Annotated in this window: 25 protein-coding genes; 4 read left to right on the forward strand and 21 right to left on the reverse strand. The window is 61.8% G+C overall.

Translation table 11 applies throughout. The features are described from left to right. Window positions 1–22: 22 nt before the first annotated feature. The 8 genes from HBA54_RS14080 to HBA54_RS14115 all read right to left on the reverse strand — a co-directional run bounded on the left by HBA54_RS14080 (window position 23) and on the right by HBA54_RS14115 (window position 6,968). Window positions 23–676, reverse strand: a complete 654-nt coding sequence (locus HBA54_RS14080; RefSeq protein ID WP_167225618.1) for a c-type cytochrome — start codon at window positions 674–676, stop codon at window positions 23–25. Next, entirely contained in the window at window positions 660–1,940 is a 1,281-nt protein-coding gene (gene soxC / locus HBA54_RS14085) for a sulfite dehydrogenase (protein WP_167225620.1), read from the reverse strand. Before soxC ends, HBA54_RS14080 begins: the two co-directional genes overlap by 17 nt. A 114-nt stretch (window positions 1,941–2,054) precedes the next feature. Further along, window positions 2,055–3,743, reverse strand: coding sequence for a thiosulfohydrolase SoxB (gene soxB / locus HBA54_RS14090; RefSeq protein ID WP_167225622.1), 1,689 nt, complete (start codon window positions 3,741–3,743; stop codon window positions 2,055–2,057). 116 nt (window positions 3,744–3,859) lie between these two features. After that, entirely contained in the window at window positions 3,860–4,696 is an 837-nt protein-coding gene (soxA, locus tag HBA54_RS14095) for a sulfur oxidation c-type cytochrome SoxA (protein ID WP_240932682.1), read from the reverse strand. Window positions 4,697–4,768: 72 nt separating this feature from the next. Next, window positions 4,769–5,095, reverse strand: coding sequence for a thiosulfate oxidation carrier complex protein SoxZ (soxZ, locus tag HBA54_RS14100; RefSeq protein ID WP_167225624.1), 327 nt, complete (start codon window positions 5,093–5,095; stop codon window positions 4,769–4,771). Between the two features lie 24 nt (window positions 5,096–5,119). Then, entirely contained in the window at window positions 5,120–5,602 is a 483-nt protein-coding gene (gene soxY / locus HBA54_RS14105; RefSeq protein ID WP_240932683.1) for a thiosulfate oxidation carrier protein SoxY, read from the reverse strand. Window positions 5,603–5,610: 8 nt separating this feature from the next. Next, the gene (gene soxX, locus HBA54_RS14110) at window positions 5,611–6,081 is read right to left on the reverse strand and encodes a sulfur oxidation c-type cytochrome SoxX (protein WP_167225627.1); all 471 of its coding nucleotides are present in this window, start codon (window positions 6,079–6,081) and stop codon (window positions 5,611–5,613) included. 152 nt (window positions 6,082–6,233) lie between these two features. Then, entirely contained in the window at window positions 6,234–6,968 is a 735-nt protein-coding gene (locus tag HBA54_RS14115; RefSeq protein WP_167225629.1) for a cytochrome c biogenesis CcdA family protein, read from the reverse strand. A gap of 63 nt (window positions 6,969–7,031) precedes the next feature. On the opposite strand from HBA54_RS14115, the gene HBA54_RS14120 reads away from it, so the two are divergent. Further along, a complete protein-coding gene (locus tag HBA54_RS14120; protein ID WP_240932684.1) occupies window positions 7,032–7,433 on the forward strand; it encodes a transcriptional regulator in 402 nt (133 codons plus the stop codon). 60 nt (window positions 7,434–7,493) lie between these two features. Beyond that, the gene (locus HBA54_RS14125) at window positions 7,494–7,856 is read left to right on the forward strand and encodes an ArsR/SmtB family transcription factor (RefSeq protein ID WP_322096039.1); all 363 of its coding nucleotides are present in this window, start codon (window positions 7,494–7,496) and stop codon (window positions 7,854–7,856) included. 195 nt (window positions 7,857–8,051) lie between these two features. Here HBA54_RS14125 and HBA54_RS14130 read toward each other — a convergent pair whose 3' ends face one another. The 5 genes from HBA54_RS14130 to HBA54_RS14150 form a co-directional block, all read right to left on the reverse strand. Further along, complete coding sequence (locus HBA54_RS14130; RefSeq protein WP_167225631.1) at window positions 8,052–9,530, reverse strand: tripartite tricarboxylate transporter permease; 1,479 nt, start codon at window positions 9,528–9,530, stop codon at window positions 8,052–8,054. Beyond that, window positions 9,530–10,012: a tripartite tricarboxylate transporter TctB family protein gene (locus HBA54_RS14135; protein ID WP_167225633.1), complete on the reverse strand. Its 483-nt coding sequence runs from the start codon at window positions 10,010–10,012 to the stop codon at window positions 9,530–9,532. The genes HBA54_RS14130 and HBA54_RS14135 overlap by 1 nt, the downstream gene beginning before the upstream one ends. Before the next feature lie 34 nt (window positions 10,013–10,046). Then, on the reverse strand, window positions 10,047–11,207 hold the full coding sequence (locus tag HBA54_RS14140; RefSeq protein WP_205944651.1) for a Bug family tripartite tricarboxylate transporter substrate binding protein: 1,161 nt from the start codon (window positions 11,205–11,207) through the stop codon (window positions 10,047–10,049). Between the two features lie 263 nt (window positions 11,208–11,470). Further along, window positions 11,471–11,884, reverse strand: coding sequence for a hypothetical protein (locus tag HBA54_RS14145; RefSeq protein WP_205944652.1), 414 nt, complete (start codon window positions 11,882–11,884; stop codon window positions 11,471–11,473). 24 nt (window positions 11,885–11,908) lie between these two features. After that, on the reverse strand, window positions 11,909–13,465 hold the full coding sequence (locus HBA54_RS14150) for a GMC family oxidoreductase (protein ID WP_167225637.1): 1,557 nt from the start codon (window positions 13,463–13,465) through the stop codon (window positions 11,909–11,911). 107 nt (window positions 13,466–13,572) lie between these two features. Here HBA54_RS14150 and ppaT point away from each other — a divergent pair, with 107 nt between their 5' ends. Then, window positions 13,573–14,754, forward strand: a complete 1,182-nt coding sequence (ppaT, locus tag HBA54_RS14155; RefSeq protein WP_167225639.1) for a pyridoxamine--pyruvate transaminase — start codon at window positions 13,573–13,575, stop codon at window positions 14,752–14,754. 74 nt (window positions 14,755–14,828) lie between these two features. After that, window positions 14,829–15,569, forward strand: a complete 741-nt coding sequence (gene pldH / locus HBA54_RS14160) for a pyridoxal 4-dehydrogenase, SDR-type (RefSeq protein ID WP_167225641.1) — start codon at window positions 14,829–14,831, stop codon at window positions 15,567–15,569. Between the two features lie 201 nt (window positions 15,570–15,770). On the opposite strand, the gene pldA is transcribed toward pldH, so the two are convergent. The 8 genes from pldA to HBA54_RS14200 form a co-directional block, all read right to left on the reverse strand. Then, a complete protein-coding gene (gene pldA / locus HBA54_RS14165) occupies window positions 15,771–16,577 on the reverse strand; it encodes a 4-pyridoxolactonase (protein WP_167225643.1) in 807 nt (268 codons plus the stop codon). 38 nt (window positions 16,578–16,615) lie between these two features. Beyond that, window positions 16,616–17,551, reverse strand: a complete 936-nt coding sequence (locus tag HBA54_RS14170; RefSeq protein ID WP_167225645.1) for a putative B6 ABC transporter permease subunit 1 — start codon at window positions 17,549–17,551, stop codon at window positions 16,616–16,618. Window positions 17,552–17,556: 5 nt separating this feature from the next. Next, entirely contained in the window at window positions 17,557–18,630 is a 1,074-nt protein-coding gene (locus HBA54_RS14175) for a putative B6 ABC transporter permease subunit 2 (RefSeq protein WP_167225647.1), read from the reverse strand. Next, window positions 18,627–20,264 (reverse strand): putative B6 ABC transporter ATP-binding protein, encoded by a 1,638-nt coding sequence (locus HBA54_RS14180; protein WP_167225649.1) that lies wholly within the window; start codon window positions 20,262–20,264, stop codon window positions 18,627–18,629. The genes HBA54_RS14175 and HBA54_RS14180 overlap by 4 nt, the downstream gene beginning before the upstream one ends. Before the next feature lie 62 nt (window positions 20,265–20,326). Then, window positions 20,327–21,367 carry a putative B6 ABC transporter substrate-binding protein gene (locus HBA54_RS14185; RefSeq protein ID WP_167225651.1) on the reverse strand — a complete coding sequence of 347 codons (1,041 nt, stop codon included), beginning with the start codon at window positions 21,365–21,367 and terminating at the stop codon, window positions 20,327–20,329. 110 nt (window positions 21,368–21,477) lie between these two features. Beyond that, the gene (locus HBA54_RS14190; protein WP_167225653.1) at window positions 21,478–22,485 is read right to left on the reverse strand and encodes a TRAP transporter substrate-binding protein; all 1,008 of its coding nucleotides are present in this window, start codon (window positions 22,483–22,485) and stop codon (window positions 21,478–21,480) included. A gap of 23 nt (window positions 22,486–22,508) precedes the next feature. Beyond that, complete coding sequence (locus HBA54_RS14195) at window positions 22,509–23,780, reverse strand: TRAP transporter large permease (RefSeq protein ID WP_167225655.1); 1,272 nt, start codon at window positions 23,778–23,780, stop codon at window positions 22,509–22,511. After that, window positions 23,777–24,331 (reverse strand): TRAP transporter small permease, encoded by a 555-nt coding sequence (locus HBA54_RS14200; protein ID WP_240932693.1) that lies wholly within the window; start codon window positions 24,329–24,331, stop codon window positions 23,777–23,779. The genes HBA54_RS14195 and HBA54_RS14200 overlap by 4 nt, the downstream gene beginning before the upstream one ends. Window position 24,332: the final 1 nt, after the last annotated feature.

A 24,332-nucleotide genomic window follows, 5' to 3' on the forward strand; every position in this document is an offset into this window, starting at 1 on the left:
AAAGGCTGCGTTTGCCCCTGCCTCAGTCGATCCCGCCGTCGCCCTCGCCTTCCGGGGTCACATCCAGGATACGGGCGCGACTGACGATCGTCACCTCGGCTTTGCAGTCCGTCATGCAAGGCTCCGTCTTTGAAACGGTCGCCGTGTCCGGGCGGCCATCATCGATGAAACCCGCCTCGTTGGGCAAGCGGATCGATGCGAAGTTCTGCTTCGACAGCTCGAAATCCTCTTCTTCGACGACATCGTTCATGTAAAGCAAGTAGGCCGTGATGGCATAGGTCTCATCCGGGGTGAGCGACTGAGCCTCGCCGAAGGGCATGGCCCGATAGATGTAGTCGTAGACCGTGGACAGATGGGGCCAGTACGAGCCGATGGTCTTCACCGGGTCTTCGGAGTTGAGGGTGTCCTCCCCGCCGGCCAGCACCGGCCAGCGCCCGGTTCCCTCGCCGAACTCGCCGTGGCAGACGGCACAGAGCTCCTGAAACACGACCTCACCCTCGGCAACCGTTCCGCGTCCTTCGGGCAGGCCCTGCCCGTCCGGCCGCACGTCGATATCCCAGGCGGCAACCTCCGCGGGCTTGGCCTCACGCCCAAGCCCGAGGGGGCCGGCTATCGCCGGGGAAGCGGCGCCGGCAAGGCCGGCCAGCAGCAGCAGGAGCTTAGCTGATCTCGACATTCTCGACCTCGCCGTTTTGCTGCACATGCCAGGTTTGGATACCGTTGTTGTGGTAGATCGAGTTGGTGCCGCGCACGGCACGCAGTTCGTCTTTTGTCGGCTGCACATAGCCGGTCGAATCTACAGCGCGAGATTGCAGCAACAGCGGCTCGCCATTCCAGTCAAACTCGAAATAGAAACGATGCACGGCCTTATCCAGGCTCAGCCCGTCGATCCGCGCGGTGCGCCAGTTCTTGCCACCGTCCAGGGTCACGTCGACACGCTCGACGGTGCCGCGGCCCGACCAGGCAAGGCCGGTCAGGATGTTGTGACCCTTGTGCAGCAAAGGCGCCTGCGGGCTTGGATTGGTAATCACCGACTTGCAGTCCATGTACCAAGTGAAGCGGCGGGAGCGGCCGTCCTCCATCAGGTCGGTATACTTCGACGTTTCCTCGCGGGTGTGCCAGGGCTGGTCGCCGACCTCGATCCGGCGCAGCCACTTCACCCACATGTTGCCTTCCCAGCCCGGTACCACCAGGCGCAGGGGATAGCCCTGTTCCGGGCGCAGGGCCTCGCCGTTCATCTTGAAAGCGACGAGGCAATCGTCGAGCGCCTTCTCCAAGGGGACCGAACGGTTCATGCCGGCGGCATCGCCGCCTTCGGGCATGATCCACTTGGCATTGGTTTTCAACCCCGCCTCTTCCAGGATGAGCCGCAGCGGCACCCCGGTGTACATGACACAGTGGACCATCCCATGGGTGAACTGACAGCCGTTCAACTGCGCCCCGCGCCACTCCATGCCCGTGTTGGCCGCGCACTCCAGGAAATAGACCTTGTTGGTGCGCGGGAAGCGCATGATGTCTTCCATGGTGAAAATCAACGGCTTGTCCACCAGGCCGTTGATCATCAGACGATGATCCGCGGGATCGATCTCGGCGATACCGCTATGGTGCCTCTCGAAACAGAGCCCGTTCGGCGTGAGGATGCCGTCGATTTCGTGCAGAGGGGTAAAGTTCACCGAGCTTTCGGTCGAGGCCGTGAGCCAGGCCACGTTGCGGCGCACGACATGGGCCTCATACTCCGACGGCACGCCATAAGGCCGGGCGTCGACGCCCTCACCCAGGTAGCGCGACCAATCCGGCACATTCGGCGGCAGGTTTTCAGGATTGGCACCGGCAGCCGGCCCGGTCAGACCGCCGATCGCCGCGGCCCCGCCTGCGGCGGCTGCGCCGGAAAGGAATCCGCGGCGGCCCATTACCTGTCCGGGCTTTGGCGATTGGCTCATGGAAAATCCTTCCGAGAAAGGCGATATCGTTGGTTTTATAATATTCAATTCATTGAATATGTAAACTGTAAGCTTCGCCGCTGCCTGCCGCGAATTGCCGCAGCTGCAATCCCATCAAACGCCAACCACCTTCACCGCGTCGTTCGGCGTTACGCTGACCGTGGTGTGGTTGGTGATATAGCCTTCGACGACATCCCAGATCGGCGGGCCTTCTGTACCTTCATTCACGCTGGCCCAACCGGCGACGGTGTAGTTCTTTTCAGCTTCGATGGGCGCGCCCGTGGCCAGGAAGGTCATGTTCGATATGCGCTTGCCGATCTCTTCGCCCGGATCGATGGTGTAGCCCAGGCCGCCGACTCGGACCATATCGCCGCCCTGCTGATAGTAAGGATCCGGATTGAAAAGGTTGTCCGCCACGTCTTCCAACACCGTTTTCAGGAAAGCACCGGTCATTTCGCTGCGATAGGCCGCCGGATAGGTGATCGAGGTGACGTTGTGGACATCTTCCACGGTGATGTCCTGGCCCGGCAGCAGAGAGGCCCCCCAGCGGAAGCCCGGCGAGAGAGCGATTTCCGCATCGCGCTCCTCAAGAAGAGCCTGACAGATCAGATCATCGAAGGTGCCGTTGAAATTGCCCCGGCGGTACAGCAGCGACTCGGTCTTGCCGAGCACGCGGTTCAGCTCTGCTTTGTGGGGCGCACGCACTTCCTCGACAAGCGCCGCGATCTCCGGGTCGGGGGTGACGATGTCGGAGAAGACCGGCATCAGCTTATACCGGTATCCCTTCACCGCGCCGTCACGGACGTCGAGATCGAGCCGCGACAGGAACTTGCCGTGAGAGCCGCTGGCAATCAGCAACGTCTTACCCACGGTGACGGCATCGGGCAGCGCATCATGGGTGTGACCGGTCAGGATCACATCGATCCCCTGCACCCGGCCGGCAAGCTTACGGTCGACATCGAACCCGTTGTGCGACAGCAGAACAACCAGCTCGGCGCCTTCCGCGCGCGCCTTGTCGACCTGCGCCTGAACCGCCTCTTCTCGGATGCCGAAGGACCAGGTCGGGATCTTGTAGCGGGGGTTGGCCACCGGCGTATAGGGAAAGGCCTGGCCGATCACCGCGATCTTGGTGCCGCCCCGCTCGAAGGTGGCGATCCCGTCGAACACGGGTTCTTCCCAATCCGTATCCCGGACGTTGTTGGCGAGGAAGGGAAAGGCGAGCTGTTCCAGCAACTCCGTCACCCTTTCGGTGCCGTAGGTGAACTCCCAGTGCGCGGTCATGGCATCGGTCCCCAGGGCGTTCATCACCCGGACCATATCTTCACCCTGCGTCTGGTAGGATGTGTAAGAACCCTGCCAGGTATCGCCGCCGTCGAGAAACAGGGTGTTGTCCGGCCGCTCCGCGCGCACCGCCTTGATCATCGTAGCCAGGCGGTCGACACCGCCGACCCGGCCGTACTCCCGGGCCAGGGTCGAAAAACCCTGATCGCTCAGGGCATAGGCCTGGGCGCCGCCGGCCTCGAGGCCATACTTCGCCAAAAAGGCCTTCCCGGTGATATGCGGCGGCAGCCCTTTGGACTCACCCACCCCGACATTGATAGACGGCTCCCGGAAGTACAGCGGCACCAATTGGGCGTGAATGTCGGTGATATGCAGCAGCGTCACATTGCCCAGGGGCTCAAAGGCCAGCAGCTCGGCCTCGGTGAGCATGGTGCCGGCAGCAAAAGACGGCCAGGCATTCCCGGCCCCCGACAACGCACCGGTTGCGAGGGCAACCTGCAGAAAATCCCTTCGGGAAAGCATAGTCAGCCTCCTGCCAAATCAGGCGGAAGACCATCCGAAACAAGGTCTCTCCGCGAAAGCCAATCGATAAGCCGCGTACTCAGCGGCAGCGGACGCGCTGCCGGCCAAGGCCCTGGTCACTGCCGTACGGCGGGCGTCTCCACCGGCAGGCCCTGCCCGCGCCAGTTGACGTAGAGTTCAAGCGCCAGAAACTCATCCGATCCAACCTTGTAGGGCTCGGCCCGGACCTGGCTCATACAGCCCTTGAAACGGCGATGGAGCGAACCGAGCTTCTGCCACTTCAGGCGATAGGTCGGAAAACCGTTGGACTGCCCCTGGCTCAAGCGGTCGGCCCGGATGCTCTGTCCGTAGTAGTTCTGATGGCAGCTCGAACAGGCCAGATCCAACTGCCCGACGCGGGTGTTGTAGAGCGTCTCACCCTTTTCGAACCAGGGCTTCATCGGTCCGTCGACCTGCACGTCGACCGGTTTGCCGCGCGACTGGTTGCGCACGAAGGCCGTCATCGACAAAAGCTCGCTGGATTCCCATTTCCAGGGCTTGGCACCCATGCGTTCGCTGCGGCAGAGGTTGATCTGCTGCTCCATGTTCACGGGCTTACCGAGCGCTTCGTTCCACTTCGGCATGGCCGCCCCGGCCTCCGCCATCGACTCCGCCGCGTCGCCATGACAGGACGCACAGGACTTCCCCTCACTGCCGTCGGCCGTTTCCCAAAGATCGACGCCCTGCTCGACCCAGAGGAAACCCGGGTTCTCGAAGTCGTCTTCCTGCAAGGCCTGGGTTTCCGGCGTGCGGAAATGCCAGCCCGAGTAAAGCTCGTCGAGCGGATGGTCCTTCGATGCGGCCTTGACCTGGATCGTATCGACACCCTCCGGCAGGGCGAAGGCATAGCCGCTCACCACCAACCCGGCTGCGACCGCACTCAACAGCGCAATCCTCGTTCTTGTCATCGTCATCCACTTCCCTCCCAGACCCTTTGCACGGCTTCCGGCGCGGCAGGGCAAGGCCTGCCGCGCATCCGGCCGTACTTATGTAACGTCGAGCTTTTGCTTCTTCGTGTAAACAGAGCCGTCATCATCTTCCCAGATGAACTCGAACTCTCCGGCTTCTTCGACGCGCATGTTGAACTGCAGATAGGGGTTGGCGGAAATCGCCGGTTCGATATCGACCTCAAAAACCGACTCGCCGTTAAACTTCGCCGTGAAGCGATTGATGATCTGACGTGGAATCAGATCGCCCTTCTTGTCCTTGCGCTGGCCAGATTCCATCTTGTGAGAGATCAGGGTCTTGATTGCTATGACCTCTCCCTTATCCGCTTTCTTAGGCGCCTTCACGCGGGGCTTGGACTTTGCCATTGCCGGATTCTCCTTTTCTGCTGATCAGCCGCCGCAGCCGCCGATCGTCACCTTGACCATGGACTTCGCCATGTGGAACGAGCCGTCCGACAGCTCGGCGACGGCAATGACGTTCTGCGTCCTGGCAAGGCGCATCCGCGTCGAAGCCTCCGCAACGCCGCTCTTCGGCGAGAAATGGAATGTGGCCACACCCGGGCGCGGATTTGCGTCCGCGACAATCAGAACACGTTTCACATAGTCATCAGCGGTCATCGGGCTGTCGACCATAACAGTCAGAGGCACGGTATTGCCGTTCTCGGCAATCTCCGGCGTCTCCAGCGTCACCCGGCCACTTTCCGCAGCTTCGCCGCCACCGACGAACTTGTTGATTTCGTCCATCGCCGTTTCCTCCGCCGCCAGAACCGGCAGGGGCAGGACGGTGATTGCAACCAGTCCGGCCGCGAACGCCAAGGCATCGCGACGCGTCATGTCCTCCATGGTCTTTCCTTTCAATCCAAGGGCCTTCATCCGGTGTCCTATTCCTTAAGGGTATTCAGGTAGGCGATGACATCTTCGACCTGCTCGGCCGTCAGGATCGGCTTACCCTGAAAGTCTTTAAGCACCCGCTGCCCCTCCAGCACACGGTAGAAACCGGGCATGATCGTCTCCGGCCCGAAAACATCCTTTGAGTTCACCACAATCGCACGCAGCTCTGCTTCCGAGTAACGGTCGGCGACGCCATCAAGAGGCGGGCCGATCTCACCGTGGAAAGGTTCGCTCGCCAGGTCCTTGTTGCCGTGGCAGGCAAGGCAGTTTCCAAGCTTGCGGCTCTTGAACCACTTTGCGCCCTGAACCGGATCGCCCGGCGCGCCGGTCAGCGATGAGCCAAGCTCCGCATCGGTGATCCGCACTTCTTGCGGCTGAAGGCTCGCCGCGTCGGCACCAGCGACGAAAGCGATCAGGGATAATGCCAGACAGAGTCCGGCCGCATGTTTAAGGCCCACCATTTCCTCCCGCTTTCGCGTGGTTTTTTGTTCGGCGCCTTGGTCTTCGCTTGATTCTTTGCGGCGCCGCGTCCCTCACGCCGATAATGAAGAGACATAGCGGCCAAATCAAGAGACATATTGCAATATTTGAATGCGAAATACCTAAGGCCTTGTTATCCAATAGTTCCAAGTGCCGGAAAAGCGTCGAGCAGCCAGTAGGAGAGCGTAGACATAGAGCCGGTTATGAAGAGGACTCCGGTCACCACCAACAGGCCGCCCATGACCTTCTCCACTGTCGCGACGTGACGGCGGAACCGCGCCGCGAAGCGCATGAAAGAACCGGCGAAAAGAGCCGCCAGCAGAAACGGGATACCGATCCCCAGGCCATACAACGCCAGCAGGCCGGCGCCGCGTGCAACGGTCTCCTCACTGCCCGCCATGAAGAGGATCGCCGCCAGAATCGGCCCGACACAAGGTGTCCATCCAAAGGCAAAGGCCAGGCCGATGACATAGGCCCCGGCCAGACCGGCGGGCCGGGAGGCCGGATGGAACCGAGCCTCGCGATAGAGCAGCGGAATGCGGATGACACCGAGAAAGTGAAGCCCCATGACGATGATGACGGCGCCGGCCAGATAGCTGAGCAGTGCCAGGTGTTCGGCCACCAGTTGGCCGGCAAAGCTGGCGCTTGCGCCGAGGGCGACGAAGACCGTCATAAAGCCGAGAACGAAAAACAAGGCGGCAAAAGCGACCCGCCGCCCGGCGTCGGGTCGTGTCTCCTCAGCCATCTCTTCCATGGTCATGCCGGCCACGAAGCAGAGATAAGGCGGCACCAACGGCAGCACGCAAGGCGACAGGAAAGAGAGCAGGCCGGCAACGAAAGCACCGCCAAAACTGACGTCAAAGCCCATGAATCCTCTCTCACCTGGAAATCATATTCGATTCATGATATATGTTTTTCGATGAACTGGGCCATGAAAATGATGCGCTTGGCTTTGGTCGGCGCGGTCATGATTGTTGCGTTGCTCGATCTGCCGAGCCGCGGCGCGGCAGCCGAACTGGTGATGTTCGAAGAAGACGGCTGCCCCTGGTGCGCGGTCTGGAACCGGGAAATCGCACCGATCTACCCGAAGACGGCCGAAGGCCAAAGGGCGCCGCTGCGGCGCGTCGATCTGCATGGCACCTGGCCGGCGGACCTGCCCGAACTCAAGGCCGTCCGTTACACGCCGACCTTCGTGCTGATCGAGGGCGGCAGGGAAATCGGCCGCATCCAGGGATATCCGGGGGAGGATTTCTTCTGGGGCCTGCTTGCCGGACTAATCGAGCAGATGGATCCTTTGGTCGCACCGCAACCGGCATCCAGCGGTGGACAGTAGGCATCGGCGGCGCTATGTCAGAGCTACGAGTATCGTGTTTTGATTAGCAAGAGCAGCGCCATGGCAATAGCCAAGAAACTCCCGGACGCCGGAACCTCGGAAGTCAGCCCCTCGGACATCGGCCCCATGGAGGACATGATGACGAACGCCCGGGAAGCAAGCGACTTCTTGAAGGCGATCGCACACGAGAATCGCCTCTTGATTCTCTGTATGCTTGTGGACGGCGAAAAATCGGTCAGGGATCTCGAGGTCCTGCTCGAATTGCGTCAGCCAAGCGTGTCCCAGCAGCTTGCACGCCTGAGAGCCGACAGTCTCGTCGCCACCCGGCGGGAGGGGAAAACCATTTACTACTCCCTGGCCAGCGAAGAGGCGCGCGAACTCGTCTCGGTGCTCTACAACATGTTCTGCAAGCCCAGGCGCTGAAAAATCACGCCCTCATCGGCCGGCCCTGGGTCCGACACCTGTCGTCGGGACTGACGATAGGAATCAGGTAATCGGGTTTTTTTGTCACGACACCTCGTCAGTTCGCCCATAATCGCATCTGTTCGGATGTTCGGCGCTGGATAGCGGAACACGTCTTGAGACGGGACGCATGACAGCGCAGAGGCGTTTAGACGGTCATTTGAGCAGTATGCGCCGCGCCACAGGCCAAAGAAGCACCAGCGCCGTTAACGCCAGAAGCACAGCGGAAATCGGGTGGCCTGACACAAAGGCCAGGATAGACCCGTCGGTAAGGATCAACCCTTGACGCAGGCTGAGCTCGAAGGCCGGCCCCAGGACCATACCAATGATGAGAGGCGCCATCGGATAGTCCGCGCGGCGCAGAAAAAAGCCCGCAACGCCAGCGCCGAACATCACCAGAAGATCAAAGGGGTTGCCGCGCACGTAGTAAACCCCAAGCACACAAAGGACACCGATGGCGCCCAGCATCAACGGCTCGCGGATGCGCAGGATCGGTGCTGAAATTTTTGAAACGACCATCCCCAGAGGCAACAGCAACAGGTTGATCAGAAAGAACCCCAGAAAAATCGCTGCCATAAGCGTGGGGTTGTCCTCCATCAGCCGCACGCCCGGCGTGATCCCGTGCAGGGTAAACGTCGCCAGCATCACCGCGGTGATCACATCGCCCGGAATACCCAGTGCCAGCGTAGGCACCAGCGCGCCGCCCGTAACGGCATTGTTGGCGCTTTCGGCGGCAATGATGCCGTCCGGCTCGCCCTTGCCAAAACTCTCACCGCGCGGCGAGGAGCGTTTCGCTTCAGCGTAGGATATGAAGGCCGCCGTGGCCGAACCGGTTCCCGGCAGCACGCCCACGCCGCAGCCGATCAAGGTGGACTTCACCAAGCCCGCCAAACGCCCCTTCCAGGCCGCAAACTTCGGTAGCACAAGCCCATCGAACTCTACCTTGTTGCCCCCCCCGTCCGCCCCGTCGGCGATGCGAATGAGGATCTCCGAGAAGGCGAAGATTCCAATCACCACAGCCAGCAGATTGAATCCGGCGATCAGCTGATACTGATCGAAGGTAAAACGCACTTCGCCGGTGATCGGATCGCCCCCCACAGAACTGAGGAAGATACCGAGCGCACCGGCGACCAGCCCTTTGATGACGGAGCCTTTTGAGACAGTCACGATGCAGGTCAGTCCCAGGCAGATCAGTGCAAATGTCTCGATGGGACCAAAGCGTAGAGCGAAGGCCGCCAACTGCGGTGCCGCCATCAAAAGCAGTACGGCCGAAGAGAGCCCGCCGATCACCGAGGCGATGGTCGCCCATCCCAGTGCCTCACCGGCGCGCCCCGCACGCGCCATGGGGGTGCCATCCAGAACCGTCGCGGCCCCTGCCGGCGTGCCGGGCGTATTGATCAGGATAGCCGAGATCGATCCGCCGTAGACCGAGCCGGCGTAGATCGCGAGCAGCAGGATAATGGCGGGCGCCTGCTCCATCGTCAGTGTGAACGGCAGCACAAGAGCGACCGCCACTGTAGACCCGATCCCCGGCATGGCCCCGAGAACGATGCCCAGCGCCGTACCGAGGACCAGCGTGGCGATGCCCTGGGGCGTAAGCAGCAACGCCAAAGCGGCGGGAATCGCTTCCAGCATCAGAAGAGGTAGGAAAAAGGCGAGGTCGGCAACGGCAGACCCAGGCCATAATGAAACAGCAGAAAGATCGCCAGCGGCAAGGCGATTGAATAGCAGAGGACCAAGGTCACGCTACGGATTCCGAGAACCACCAGCACTGTCGCGACGAAGGCCACAGCGGACAAAAGAAATCCCAGCCGCGTCACGGCGTAGACGAAGCCCGCCATGGCAAATGTCACGAGCACGATCTGAAACCAGGACCTGCGCGGCATGCCGCCCGGGACCATACCGCCGGAGATCAGCCCCGAACGCCGCAGGTCGATCGCGAGCGATATACCAGCGACCCCGGCCCAAAACCACAGAACGGTTAACGGAAAAAACAGGGGAGAGAACGCCCCGCCCAGTTCGGCAAACTCCGCACCGACCGACAAAGCGATCAGTATCATCGGCGCGGCAAAAAGCGCCGCGCCGATGATAATGCGTTCGTTCAGGTATTGCCTCAAACGCCCGGACCTTTCACCAGAACGCCCAGCCGGATCAGAGACCCGCAGCCTCGATCAGAGTCTTGTTGGCGTCCCACTGTTGGCGAAAGAAGGCGTCGAAGTCTTCCGGTCCGCGGTAATTGATGACCGTTCCCGTTTTTCCTGCAAACTCTTGAAAAGCATCGGACTTTACCGCTTCGTCACAGGCCGCAGCCAGCTTGGCCGTAACCGCGTCGTCCAGGCCTGCAGGCGCAAAAAGACCACCCCAGAGATAGAGCTCATTCAGGGGCGCCTTGATACCTGCCTCAGTAGCCGTCGGCACGTCGGGCAGCGACGGCAGGCGTTGGTCGGCAAAGACCGCGAGCGGCTTCAGGTCGTACCGCGACATCATCACCTCGGTATCGCCGAAGAACTGAATGATTCCACCCGCCATGGACTTCATCGCCGGGCCTGAGCCCTTGTGCGGCAGATGCTTGACGTTGTCCATGATGCCCAGGCCGTTCATCGCCGCAACCATCGTAAGATGGGTAATCGCGCCGGGGCCGGAGCTGCCGAAGATAAGTGCGTTGGGGTTCGCCTCGGCGGCGCCCTTCACGTCTTCCAGGCTGTTGTACTCGCTGTCGGAGCGCACGTAGAAGAGCGTCGGGGAAGCTGCAACGGAGCAGATCGGCGTCCAACTCTCTTTGTCATAGGGCACGTTCTTGATCTGCGGCTGGATCGTGGACACGGTGATGGACAGATAGCCGAGCGTATAGCCATCCGGCTTCAGCCCAGCGAGGTGCGATGCCGCGACGGTACCGGAGCCTCCCGCCATGTTGGTCACAACGGCGTTGCCGCCAAGCGCCGCGGCGAAGGGTTCCTGGAATCCGCGCAATAACAGATCGGTGCCCCCACCCGCATTGAAAGGAGCGATCAGTGTCACCGGCTTCTCGGGAAATTCCGCCAGCGCAGGACCCGCAATTGCGGCGGTCAAACCAAAGGCCAGGGTTCTCATGAATGCGTTCAATTTCTTATCCTCCCAGATAGTCACTCTGTCATTTTGTTGTTCGTGTCGGCTCTGCAGCCTTCCTAAGCAAACACCTTCTCTCGCGCGCTGGCCGCGACTGTAAAACTTGGTGCGGTGGCGTGTTTCTGAAAGCTGTGGTCCTTCGTTGATAGCGCCTGCCCTCGGTCCGTTCATCGCACGGGAGTCACAGAAAATCACAATAATAGACAATGATGATGCCACAAGTGATCATATCAGTTTAAATGATCTTAGCTGTCAAGCATCACTCGCAAAAGCGCGCGCCAGTGAGCTAAGGTGTCTATCAAAGTATTTGCTAATCCTAATATGTGATTGAATCGCGGAGCTGCTTTCCAAAGATGAGTCTCTCCTCTCCGGAACTAAAACTCATCATATCTGTTGATCTATCACATCTGCAGGGGGTTTGTGAGCGGAGGTGCGGAAACCAAGGTGCTGCCCGGGCATTTCGATGGGCGCTATGGCGCCATTTCAATACAGCGGAGCCGGCCTTCGAGATGGCAGGCCATGTGTGCACGCTCGGACGAGGAGGTGCGTAAAGGCAGGAGCGGAACCTCTCCACGCGTTTGCGCCCAATCGTCACTCGCCCCACAGAGAATATTCTCGATCGGCTTGCGCCGGCCGTCACCGCTGCGCACGAAGAGCGAGCCATCCGCGTTGTCACCCTCAAGGGCAATCATCAGCCGTTCGCCCGGTGCGATCTCGCCAAGCTCATCCGACATGAAGTGAGCGATCACCATGGAACAGCGCAGCGTTCGCTCCCCCGCATTGTCCAGACTGAGGTCGAGGCTGCGCGGCTCCGCGCCGGCAGGCATTGCTGCCGAAAGAGAGCCAACCGCTGCAACCGCCACAATGAAAAGCCTGACAGACATCATCAACCTCTTGGCTCAGAAGGGTTAAACATCGACATGAGCCGGCGCCAGCAGCTCCCGTCCGGCGATGAGATCGCTCGCCCGCTCGGCCAAGGCGATGATGGCCGCGTTCGGCGGCCCGGTCGTGATGCTCGGCATGACGGAGGCATCGACGACATAAAGCCCCTCCAGCCCCCTCACCTTTAGATCAGGGCCGACCACAGCCTCGGCGTCGTCGCCCATGCGGCAGGTGCCGACCGGGTGATGATGGGTAAAGGCCGCCTGTTCCAGGAAGCGCAGGCGTTGGGCCCTGGTTTCGCAGGCCGCCCCCGGCAGCAACTCGCGGTCCCGCCAATCGGCGAGGGCCGAGGTTGAACCAACCGCCTGCGCCAGATCCAGCGCATCGAGATAGGCCTGCCGGTCCGCCTCTTCCGCAAGATAGTTCGGATCGATAAGCGGCCGCTCGCGCGGGTCCGCGGAGGCGAGCCTCAAGGCCCCCCGGCTCCGCGGTTGGGTGAAACCGAACATGATCGTATAGGCCTGGCCCAGCGGCGGCGCCTCGAACATCTCGGTCACCACCGGCGCGACCACACAGGCGAGTACCAGTTCCGGCGGCACATCGGTTTTTCCATCCCGTTCGACGTAGAGCAACGATTCCGAATGCTGATAGCGCGACGGCGGCACAGGGCGGCGGGCGCGGTAAAGATTGCCACCGGACAGCAGATGGTCGTGCAGATTGCGGCCTACCCCGGGCAAATCGAGCCGGGGCGCGATGCCGAGCGGCTGCAATTCGGCAGCCGCGCCAATGCCGGAGAGCATCAGCAGGCCGGGCGAACCGATGGCGCCGGCGCAAAGGATGACACCGCGCTCGGCCAGGATCTGTCGGACCTCGCCATCGGACTCGACCTCGACACCGGAACAGCGTCCGGCGGAATCGAAGAGCAGACGCAGGACAAGGCTGTCGGTCTGCAGCACCAGATTGTCGCGCCCGAGGGCGGGCAGCAGATAGGCGTCTGCGACAGATTGCCGTTTTCCGTCCTTGATCGTCAGCGTGTTGAGGGTCGGCCCGACCATGTGCGGTCCGTTATGTTCCTCAATGCGCTCGAAACCCAACTCCTCCCCCGCCGCCATGTAGGCCTCGACGACGGGATGCGGTTGCGTGGGCGTGAGAAGCGCGATCGGGCCGCTGTCGCCGTGATAAGGCGACGGCCCAAAGGGCGAGCTTTCCGAGCGGATGAAGTAGGGCAGAAGGTCGTGATAACCCCAACCTTCACAGCCTGCCGCCACCCAGGCATCGAAGTCAGCCGGATGTCCACGAACATGAGCCATGGCATGCAGGCAACTGGAGCCGCCGACGACTTTTCCGCGCGGCCAGGCATGCACCCTCTCTGCGCTTTGAGACTGCGGAACGGTCGCAAACTGCCAGTCGATCGACGATCCCTGCAAGGCGATCCATGCAGCCGGATCGGCAACGCGCGGGTCGGACGCAAAGGTCCCGGCCTCAACCAGTCCAACGCGAATTTCCGGCGCCTCGCTCAAGCGGGCCGAGAGCACACTGCCGGCTGAACCGGCGCCGATGACGAGGTAGTCGAACACTTCCATAAAATCGGCCTAGACACCTATAAAATCGACGAAAATTCAGTATAACAACTCCCGTAAAAGAACTGCAGGGGTTATCATTCCAGACAACAAAAAAGCTGGAGGAGGCCATGCAAAATCTTTTCCCGAAACAGCCGGTGATTACCTTGTCGGCGGGCCCGGTTGCCGCCTACCCGCGGGTGCTGCAGGCCATGTCCGGCCCGGTCCATTATGACTACGACACCTACTTCCAAACCTTCTATGAGGCGGTCAGCCGCAAGCTTGCCCGGGCACTGAAAACCGACCAGATACCACTGATCCTGCACTACGAACCGGCGGTCGGATTGGAAGCGGCTTCGGCGTCGCTGATCGGCGCGGACGATGTTGTCCTCAACCTGGCATCGGGGGTTTACGGCAAGGGCTTCGGGTACTGGGCGGCGCGTACCGCCAAAGCGGTGCATGAGGTCGAAGTGCCGTACAACGATTCCATCACCGCCGATCAGGTGGCGGAAGCCCTGCGTAACCGCCCCGAGACGACCGTGGTTTCGATGGTTCACCACGACACGCCGTCCGGCACCATCAATTCGGCGCGCGAAATCGGCAAGGTCGTGCGCGACCACGGTGCGCTGCTGCTGATCGACGCGGTCTCATCCTTCGGCGGCATGGACATTCATCCGGGCGACTGCTTCGCCGACATCTTCGTGACCGGCCCCAGCAAATGCCTGGGCGGGTCACCGGGCTTGACCACCATCGCCGTCAGCGAACGTGCCTGGCAACACATCGAAGCCAATCCCGCTACGCCGCGGGCGTCGGTACTCAGTCTGCTTGATTGGAAGAACGCCTGGCGCAAGGAAGAAGGCTTTCCCTACACGCCCTCGGTCTCGGAAGTGAACGGCCTGGACGCGGTTCTCGATCAGTACCTCGATGAAGGGCCCGAGAAAGTCTGGCAGCGCCACGCCCTGACATCCTCCGCCTGCCGCGCCGGCATCAAGGCGATGGGCCTTTCGCTCTGGGCGGCGCGCGAGGAAATCGCCTCTCCGACAACGACCGCCGTTGCGGTACCGGAGGGCATGAGCGACGAAGAAATCCTGGCCGTCACCCGGAAAAGGTTCGGTGTCGTTTTCTCCCGCGGACGCGGCGATACCCTGGAGAAGTTGATCCGGATCGGACACATGGGTCCGGTTGCCGAGCCGAGTTACGCGATCATCGCAGTCACCGCCCTTGGCGGCGCCCTGCGGGAAATGGGCCACAAGGCCGATGTCGCCGCCGGTGTCGAGGCCTGCATGGCGGTGATCGCGGCCCAGGCCGACTGACCCGCGAAGGGGAACGGCGGCAAAGACACACCGCAAGAAATCATAACAAGCAAGACAGACAGAGGAGACGGGGAATGAAGAATTTCGAAGGGCGCGTGGCCATCGTAACGGGCGCCGCCCAGGGAATCGGCAGGGCCATCGCCGATCGTCTCGCCGCCGAAGGGGCGACCCTGGCCGTTGTGGACATCAACGATGAGGCGGCTCAGGCGGCAGCGGTGGAAATCGGCGGTGATGCCTTTTCCGTCGCCTGCGATATCGGCGATCCGGCATCGGTCACCGCCCTCCACGAGACCATCGTCCAACGGGCCGGCAAGTTGGATGTTCTGGTGAATGCCGCGGCCATCGTGCCCTTCGTCCCCTGGGACGAACTGACCTTTGAGGAGTGGCGCCGGGTGATGCGCGTCAACCTCGACGGCATCTATCTGATGTGCCGGGCCGGCTCTGACCTGATGCGCAAGAACGGCTACGGGCGGATCGTCAACATCGCCTCCAACTCGATCTTCGCCGGCACGCCGAACATGGCACACTATGTCGCCTCCAAGGGTGGCATCCTGGCCTTCACCCGTGCGCTGGCGACCGAGCTCGGGCCCCATCAGATTACCGCCAACTCGGTCTGCCCCGGCCTGACCGACACCGAAGGCGTACAGCAGACACCGCACAAGGAGGCCTTCGAGTTCGTCGAGATGCTGCAGGCCATCAAGGGCCGCGGCAAACCCCAGGACATCGCGCCGGCCGTTGCTTTCCTGGCCTCCGAAGACGCGCACTGGATTACCGGGCAGGCTCTCGCGGTCGATGCCGGGATGATCCGCTGGTAGCGAAAGCTACCTGCCCGACAAGAGAAAGGCCTATCCCCGGGGATAGGCCTTTTTTCTGCCGAAGCTCGGTCGAACTTACTGTTTTATCGACTTACGTCGAAACGGTTCCGGCCCGCTCCCCCTCCCGGCCACCCACCAGGAAAATCGCATTGGGTGGCCGGGAGAGGGAGCGGGCCGGTGCCGCCTAAACCGACAAGAGCTTCAGCTGTAGTACGCCGCACCCGTCTTGTAGTTCGGGAAAGTCTCCCAGTCGTGGGAATAGAACAATTCGGCATCGTGCTTTTCCGCAAGTGCCTTGAGGCGCTCCATCGACTGAATGCTCGCCGTTGGATCGAGGTGGAAACCTGAAACGCACATCAGGTCCATGCTCTTCTGGCTGTAACAGGCATCGGCCGTGAAAAGCATCGGCCGCCGACCGGCGAGTTCGACCATCAGGCTGTAGTGACCGGCGGTATGACCCGGCGTCTCGAACAGCCAGATACCCTTGGCGATTTCCTGATCGCCGCTGACCGTTTCAAACTTCGGGGTGTAGATATCAAGTTCCGGTTCCGACGGCAGTTCGATGCCCCGCTCCTTGGCGTGGTCCGGCGAGAAATTGTAATCGGAATAGCCGAGCCGTTCGAAGGGTTGCGGGCAACCGCAGGCCTCCAGCTCCTTGGTATGACAGACCGTGCAGGCCTCGCTCAGGTACTTGTTCCCGCCGCAGTGATCGAAATGGTAGTGCGAATTGATAACGTAATCGATGTCGCTGGGCTTGAGACCGACCTTGGCGAGCGCCCCGGGGATCGTCTGTTCCGGCGTCTGCAGCGGTTTTTCAAAAGGCAGAACGCGCATCACATGATCGTGGTCGTAGCCGGTATCGAAGATGTAACGGCCGTCCTTGTGCTCGATCAACACCGAATAGCAAGGAAAGCGAACCTCGCCGCCCGGACCGCGATTCCAAAACACCTGGAATCCGTCGACCAGCAAGGTGCCGCCATCGAGTAGGTAAACCTTGGTTTCAGACATGAAAGCCTCCTCAGTTTTCTTTTTCTTTGCGCCGCTTGTTACCGTTCGCCGCGAACGTAGGGGTGACCCAGCGCCGGCGGCAGATAGCTGTGTCGACCGAAGATGACGAGCACCAGCATGACCATAGCAAAGGGCAGCATCTGCACAACATCGGTCGGAATGTTGAGACCGGCCACCTGTAAGGCGGTCGTCAAGGCGAGACTGGCACCGAACAGCAGCGCGCCAAAAAGCACCCACAGCGGCCGCCCCCGCGCCAGCATGGCCAGTACGATACCGATGAAACCGGCGCCGCCGGTCATGAAAGGGATGAAAAGGCCGGCGCCGACGTTGGCCATGTAAGCCCCCCCGATTCCGGCAAGAAAGCCGGTCGACAGCACGGCATAGACCCGCGTCGCGATGACGCTGACGCCTGCCGCATCCAGGGCCGATGGTTTGTTACCCGCCGCTTCAAGGTTGAAGCCGATGAAGGTCGAGCGAAACACCCAACCCAGGGCGAAGACGACCGCGACCGCCAGGTAGACGAGCGGGTGGTGGGCAAAAAGCGCAGAACCCAGAACCGGTATGTCGCTCAGCAGTGGAATCCGCAGGGCGCCGGACTCGCCCAGCCTCGGGTAGGTCCTGCTGAATTGGAAGAAGTGCAGCAGCGCGGTCAAGCCTTCGACGCCCAGGGTGAGAGCGATGCCGATGACGATCTGGTTCATGCCGAAACGCACGCAGAAGACGGCCATCAGAACCGCCACCGCCGCGCCACCCAGGCCGCCGAACAAAAACCCGGCCCAAAAGGATCCGGAATAGTAGGCCGCTGCAAAGCCACAGTAAGCGCCCATCAGCATCATGCCCTCGATGCCGATGTTGAGGACGCCGGACTTTTCCGAAATCTGTTCGCCCAGGCCGGCCAGCAGCAGCGGTACCCCCGCGGTAATGGCGCCGAACACCAGCGACGTGATGAAGGCTTCGGTCAGAAGTGCGCCCATGGCCTCTAAGCCCTCGCCTGCTTGCGCCAACGCTGGTCAAGATATTCGACCAGGGCGAAAAAGATCAGCAGCAGGGAAACCAGCACCAGGACATAGTACTGCGGCACACCGAGGCGCCGCGAGGCGCTCTCGCCACCGATCATAAGAACGGCGAAAAACAGCACAAAGCCGATGGTTGCCGCGCCGTGAAAGCGCGCGAGAAACACCAGCGGAATCACGAGGAGACCATAGGCGGGATTCCAATCGGCGCGCATGGTGCCCCAGACCCCGAGGATCTCCACCGAACCGGCAAGCCCGGCAAGCCCGGCGCTGATGGCGAAGGTGGCATAGGTCAGTTTCCCGACGGCCAGACCTGTGTGAACCGCAGCGCGCGGGTTGGCGCCGACGACCTGGAGCTTCAGGCCGAAGGCGGTCCGCGTCATCATCAAATGCACAAGCAGCAACGCAACCAGCGCAATGAGAACGCCGCTGTGAATCGTGGTGTCGAACAGGCGCGGCAGGCGCTCGTCGACCGGAAGCGTCGCCGTCTGAGGCACCGTGGTCGACGGGTCGTTGAAGGCGATCTTGACCAGTACGTTGGAGAGGCTGATGCCCAGGAAGCTCATCATCAGCGTCGTGATGATCTCGTTGATCCCGTAGCGGACTTTGAGAAAAGCGGGCAGCAACGACCAGGCGGCGGCCACGGCCGTGGAAACCGCAAAGCAGGTCACGATGGTCAAGCCGCGCGGCATGGAGTCCATCAACACAGGCGCCAAGGCCGCGGTGACGACCGATGCCAGCAGGAACTGGCCGTCAACGCCCAGATTCCAGATTCCAGCCCGAAAAGCGACGATCAGGCCGGCGGCGATCAAAAGCAGCGGCGCGATTCGCGTGATGGTCGCTTCCAGACCGCTCGGCGAGAACAAGCCCCGGCTGATGACGTAACCATAGTAGGTCAGGGGATCCTTGCCGAACGACAGCAGGATGAGGGCGCCGACGAAAAGGGCCAGAAAGACCGGCACCAGAACCCGCACGACAGCAAGCAGACTGTCGCGGATCTGTGTCGTGTCGGCGTCCGATCGCTCGCTACCCGTCGTCATGCCGCCGCGGCCCCGGTCATGAGCAGGCCGATTTCTCTCTCGACCCCTTCCCCGTTTTCAACGATACCCGCCAATCGGCCCTGAAACATCACGGCAATTCTGTCGGAAAGCTCAATCAACTCGTCCAACTCGGTGGAAATCAAGATCGTTGCCAGGCCGGACTCCGCACCGCGGCGGATACGGTCGCGCGCGAAGCGCGTGCTCTGAAGATCCAGACCATAGGTCGGCTTGTTGAAAACCACGACCTTTGCCTCGCCGACAAGATCGTCGGCAAGCTCGCGGGCAAGCAGCACTTTCTGAATATTGCCGCCCGACAGCCGGCCGATCGGCGTGCGCTCGGACGGCGTGCGCACGTCATGCTCGCGGATCTGCCCGCGCGCATGGGCAAAGATTCTGTCCCAGAGGCTGATGCCATGGCGCCACAGCGGGGGCTGCCCGATCTCCTTCATGACCACGTTGTGGGCGACGGAGAAAGCGCCGACCGTCCCCTCCCCCAGCCGTTCGTCGGTGATGTAGCGTATGCCCAGTTTGCGGCGGTCGGGAACCCCAAGCCGCTCGATCTTCGCGCCTTCCAGAAAAATCTCGCCCTGCGCCGCCAGCCGCTGGCCGGCCACGGCCTCGGCGAGATGTTTCTGGCCGTTCCCATCGACACCGGCAATGCCGAGGATCTCGCCCGGGAACAACGAAAAGGAAACGTCCTGCAGAGGGCATTCCCCGACGTCGCCCTGCGTCGAAACCGCCCTGAGATTCAGGCAAGGCTCCTCCGCCTGCCGCTCCGCCGACAAATGAGGCCGGCGATGACCGAGACCGGAGAGGGTCTCGGCGTCCTGGTCGTGGCCTTCCGTCGAGCCGAACATGAGCCGTATCACTTCATCGGTCACGGCCTGCTCGTCCATGCCCGAAAGGCGTTCCTTATCTATCGAACCGACCAGCTTTCCCAACCGCAACACGGAGATGCGATCCCCGAAGGCATAGGCCTCCTGCAGTTTGTGGGTAATGAAGACGATGGCCACCCCTTCGTCGCGCAGCCGAACCATGACCTGGCCCAATTCACGCACGCCTTCCGGGGTCAACATCGAGGTCGGCTCATCGAGCACGAGGACGCCTTCGCCGCGCCAAAGCGCCCGAACGATCTCCACCTGCTGTTGCTGGCCGAGCGACAGACGGCCGACCAGGGCATCCGGTGAAATCTCCAGGGCCAGGAGTTCGGAGAGTTCGCGAAAACGTTTCAGCGCCGCGTCCCGGTCGATCCGCCGCCACCAGGCGCCGCCGAGCATCAGGTTCTCCAGGACCGTCAGGCTCTGAACCAGCAGGACGTGCTGGAAGACCGTTCCAATTCCCAACTCCAGGCTCTCGCGTGGCGATCCGATCCGCACGCTCGCCCCGCGAACCCGGATCTCGCCGGCGTCGGGTTGCTGCATACCGGCCAGAATCCCGATCAGGGTCGACTTGCCGGCGCCATTCTCGCCGAGCAGCACATGGATCTCCCCGGGCCTGAAGTCCAGGGAGATATCATCGTTCGCGAGAACGCCGGGAAAGCGCTTGGTTATACCGCGCAGTTCGACAAAGCCTTCGCCGCCCCCACTATGGGCGGCTGTGGCCGCGGCTGCGGGATCTGTGGAACCTGTGTTCATAAACTGAGAGGCCGCCGGCCCGAAAGGATGCCTTTCCAGCGCTTCCGGGCCGGCAGGAACCCTTACTCCCCGGCCTCGACAGAGCTCATGAGTTTGCGCACTGCCTGGGCGTCCGAGACCTGATCAACGGCGATCTTACCGTCGATGATATCCTGGCGCAGAGTCGTCATATCACCCCAGATATCGTCTGGGATATGCGCCGTCTTGAGCAGTTGAACGGAGTTGTCCGCCAAGCCGATTTTATAATGCTTGGTACCGAATTTCCCCGCTTTCAGGTCTTCGACCATGGCGCTGTAGACCGGCACCATGTTCCACATGACCGAGGAAAGCAGATGGCCTTTGTCGATCGACGACTTGTCGCCGATGACATCGATGAACCAGACATTTCCGCCATCAACGGCTTTCGTGGTCTCAACAGCGCCGATCATGCCAAAGCTGGACCCGTTACCCTGACCGAAGACGATATCGGCACCGGCCGAGATCACCGATTCAGTGACACGACGGCCGCCGGCGGCATCCGCATAGGCGGCCGGACCGATCACCGCATAGATGATCTTGATGTCCGACTTCTCGGCCTTGGCGCCGATCGCAAAACCGGCCGATTGGGAATTCCAGGACGGCGGCTCGCCCGACACCACGACGCCGAGGGTACCCGACCGCGACATCCGCGCGGCCATACGGCCTGCGAGATAGGCGCCTTCGTGGCCGCTCAGGGTATAGTCAGTGACCAGGCCTTTCTCCAATGCATCCGGCTGGTCGACGATGGCCACCGGCACGCCGGTTTCCTTGGCGATTTCCGGCGCGGCGGTGTTGTAGCCGCTGGCATGGCCAATCATCAGGCTGGCCCCCTCTTCCGCCAGCTCCCGCAGGGTCGGCCGGACATCGCCATAGCCCAGTCCTTCGGCGGGCAGGAATTCGAGGCCATATTTCTCTGCCACGATACGGGCGGCATCGACACCCTGCTGGTTCCAGCCGAAATCGGTGCCCTGCTCGGGCACGAGAATCGCCAGCTTCTTCACTTCCGCAGCTGACGTCATCGAGGCCATGCTGAAAATCGCCACCGCCATCAAAGCGCCGGAAGCGAAAAGCTTTTTGCTTACCATTTTCCTATTCATCGTCTGCAAGCTCCCCTTGTTGGTCTTTTTTTACGGCCGCCGTTCTTGTTATTCAAAGACTGACCCGTCGCCCCGCGGCTCCTCGACAACGGTGAAATTCATCGCTTCTGCTCGATCACCTCGAGCAGCAGATCGTATTCCTCGGCAATGGACGGCTCTGCGCGCAGCACAGCACCGCCCACCTCGGCAAAGCGCGCCATCATACGCGCCCGGTCATCGGCCGGCAGGTCGATGATCTGGCCGCCGTTTTCCACCCAGGCCTTATTGGAACGCTCAACGTTTGCAATACCCCAGGGCAGGACCGCCTGCTCCGCCGCGCGACCGGCAGCGCGGATCGCCTCGCGAACCTCCGGCGTCTGGGCCTGGAACCAGGCCTCACCGACCACATTCACCGATACGATCTGCTGCGACTGCAGGTTGGTCACATCGGTGGCAACGTCATAGAACTTGAACGCTGTCAGGATCGGCATCCCCGCCAGCATACCGTCGATGTTGCCCGACTGCAGCGCCGGAACCACTTCGCTGAGTGCCAACGGCAAGGGACTGGCCCCCAGATCCTTCAGCGGATCGATCTGCAGGGGCGAAGCGAAGGTACGTATCTTCAGCCCCTTCAGGTCATCCAGGGTTCGAACCGGTTGACGCGACAGCAGCAGCATCGGGCTGTTGAATACCGCGCCGATGACCCGGATACCTTTGTCGAGCGCCAGCGTTTCCAGGTGGTCGCGGTAGGCCGGGTCATGGATTACCCGCGCCACGTGCTCCGGCGAGTCGAAAACGCCGGGGGCGTCGTAAATCTGAAAGCGCGGATCGGTTCCGGGCAGGAAGGCCGTCGGTGTGATGAAGCTCTCCACGGTGCCGAGAAGAACCCCCTCGACCATCCGGGGGATGGTGCCCAGCTGACTGGCCGGATAAATCTCCACCTTGACCTTGTCGCCGACCCTGGCGGCCAGCTCTTCGGCAAAGACTTTCTGCCATTCATGCTGGACGTCGTTGATCGTGGCGCTGGCCAGCTTCATGACGACTTCGGCACGGCCCTCGCGGGCCGGCAGGAACGCCAACGAAGCGAGAATGAGGAGGGCGAAAGCTGCCTTGTAAGTCTTTTTCATTGTTCCTCCACTTGAACGTCGTCCTACAGGGTTCGGGCCAACAGCAACGAAAGCTGGGGCACGAAGGTGATGGCGCCGAGGGCAACCAACTGCACGCAAAAGAAGGGCAGGATACCGCGATATATATCCGCAAGCTGCGCACCCAAGACTGACTGGGATACGAAGATGTTGAGGCCGAAAGGCGGCGTGAACATGCCAAGCGAAAGATTGACCGTCATGATGATCCCGAAATGGATCGGGTCAATTCCCAGGTGCTGGATAATGGGCATGAGAATAGGTGTCAGCACCAGGATCGCCGAGGTCGGGTCCAGAACACAACCCAGCAGAAGCAGAAAGGCGTTGATGACCAGCAGGAAGCCGACCGGCGTCAGATCAAGATCGGCAATCCAACCCAGCGTCGCCTGCGGCACACCCTGCACCGAGAGAACCCAGGAGAACACACTGGCACTGGCGACGATGATCAGAACCTGAGCGGTCAGATAGGCGGAATGGGTCGCCGACTCGAGAATTTCCCCCCAACTGAGGCTTCTGAAGAGAAAGCGCGCTACCAGCAGAACGTAGAGGCAGGCAAAGCCGCCGGCCTCGGTGGGGGAGAACAGCCCGAGGTAAATCCCGCCGAGAACCAGAACCGGCATGAAAAGCGCCGCCGCCGCATCGCCGGACGCACCGGCGAGACGCTCGCCTTCGGGCCGGGGCGAGGTCTGCAGTTGCCGGCGCTGTGCCCACCAGAGAATGTAGACCGCCATGACAAGAGCCAGGAGCAACCCGGGGATGATACCGGCCAGGAAAAGCCGGGGGATGGATTGCTCGGCAGTGGCGCCGTAAAGGATCATCGCAATGCTGGGCGGCACGATGATGGCGATTGAGCCGCTCGATGTGACCAGACCCAGGGAGAAGCGTTCGCCATAACCGGCGCGCTTCAGGTCCGGGTAGAGCGTCTGCCCCAAAGCGGCCACGGTCGCCGGGCTGGAGCCGGAGACGGCGCCCAGCAGGGTGGCGGTCCCGACAGTCGCCAGCCCCAGGCTGCCGCGCAGGTGGCCGACCATCGCCAGAACCCAATGGGTCAGGCGTTCGGCGATGCCGCTGCGCGCCATAAGGTCGCCGGCAAAGATGAAAAACGGCACTGCGAGCAGGGCATAATTATCGACACCGCCGAACATGACCTGGTGCAGCGCAATCGGCGGCACACTCATGAACAGCAGCAGGGCCGTGGCCGCGCCGGCAAGAAGCACGATGTAGATCGGCAGCCCGGCAACGAAGAGCGCCGTCGGTATGGCCAGGAGCGCCCAGGTCATGGCCCTTCCCCCCCTTGACCAGGCTCATCCCGGCCGGCAGGCGCAGTCCGTAGCGTCGCCGCCTGCCTTAGCAGCGCCAGCAGCAACACCAGAGACGACAAGCCAAAACCGACGAGGATCGCAGAGTGCGGGATATAGGTCGGGATTGCGGCTGCCATCGAGCGCTGCCCCAGGGCCGCCAGGCGCCCGACCACCTCAAACGACTGCAGGGCAACGAAGCCGAGCAGGACGATCATGATCAGATCGCCCGCCACCCGGACGAAGCCGCGCAGGCGCGGGCGCAGGGCCCGGCTGACCACATCGAAACTGAGATGCCGCCGGTCGAGCGTGACGAAAGCCGCCCCCAGAAAGACAACCCAGACCATCCCGAAAACCAGCAACTCGTCGGAACCCTCGATCGCCTGGCCCAGAACATAGCGGGACAGGGCGTTCGCCACGTTGAGAAGCACCATGGCGATCAGGAGGACGCCCAAAGCCCTGCGCGCCCAGCGCCCCACCAGCGCGGCGGGGGCCGCGGGATTCCGGTTGGAACCGGGTGGTGTTCCAGGCATC

Origin of the sequence: Pelagibius litoralis (assembly GCF_011683915.1) — a bacterium.
GTDB lineage: Bacteria > Pseudomonadota > Alphaproteobacteria > Kiloniellales > Kiloniellaceae > Pelagibius > Pelagibius litoralis.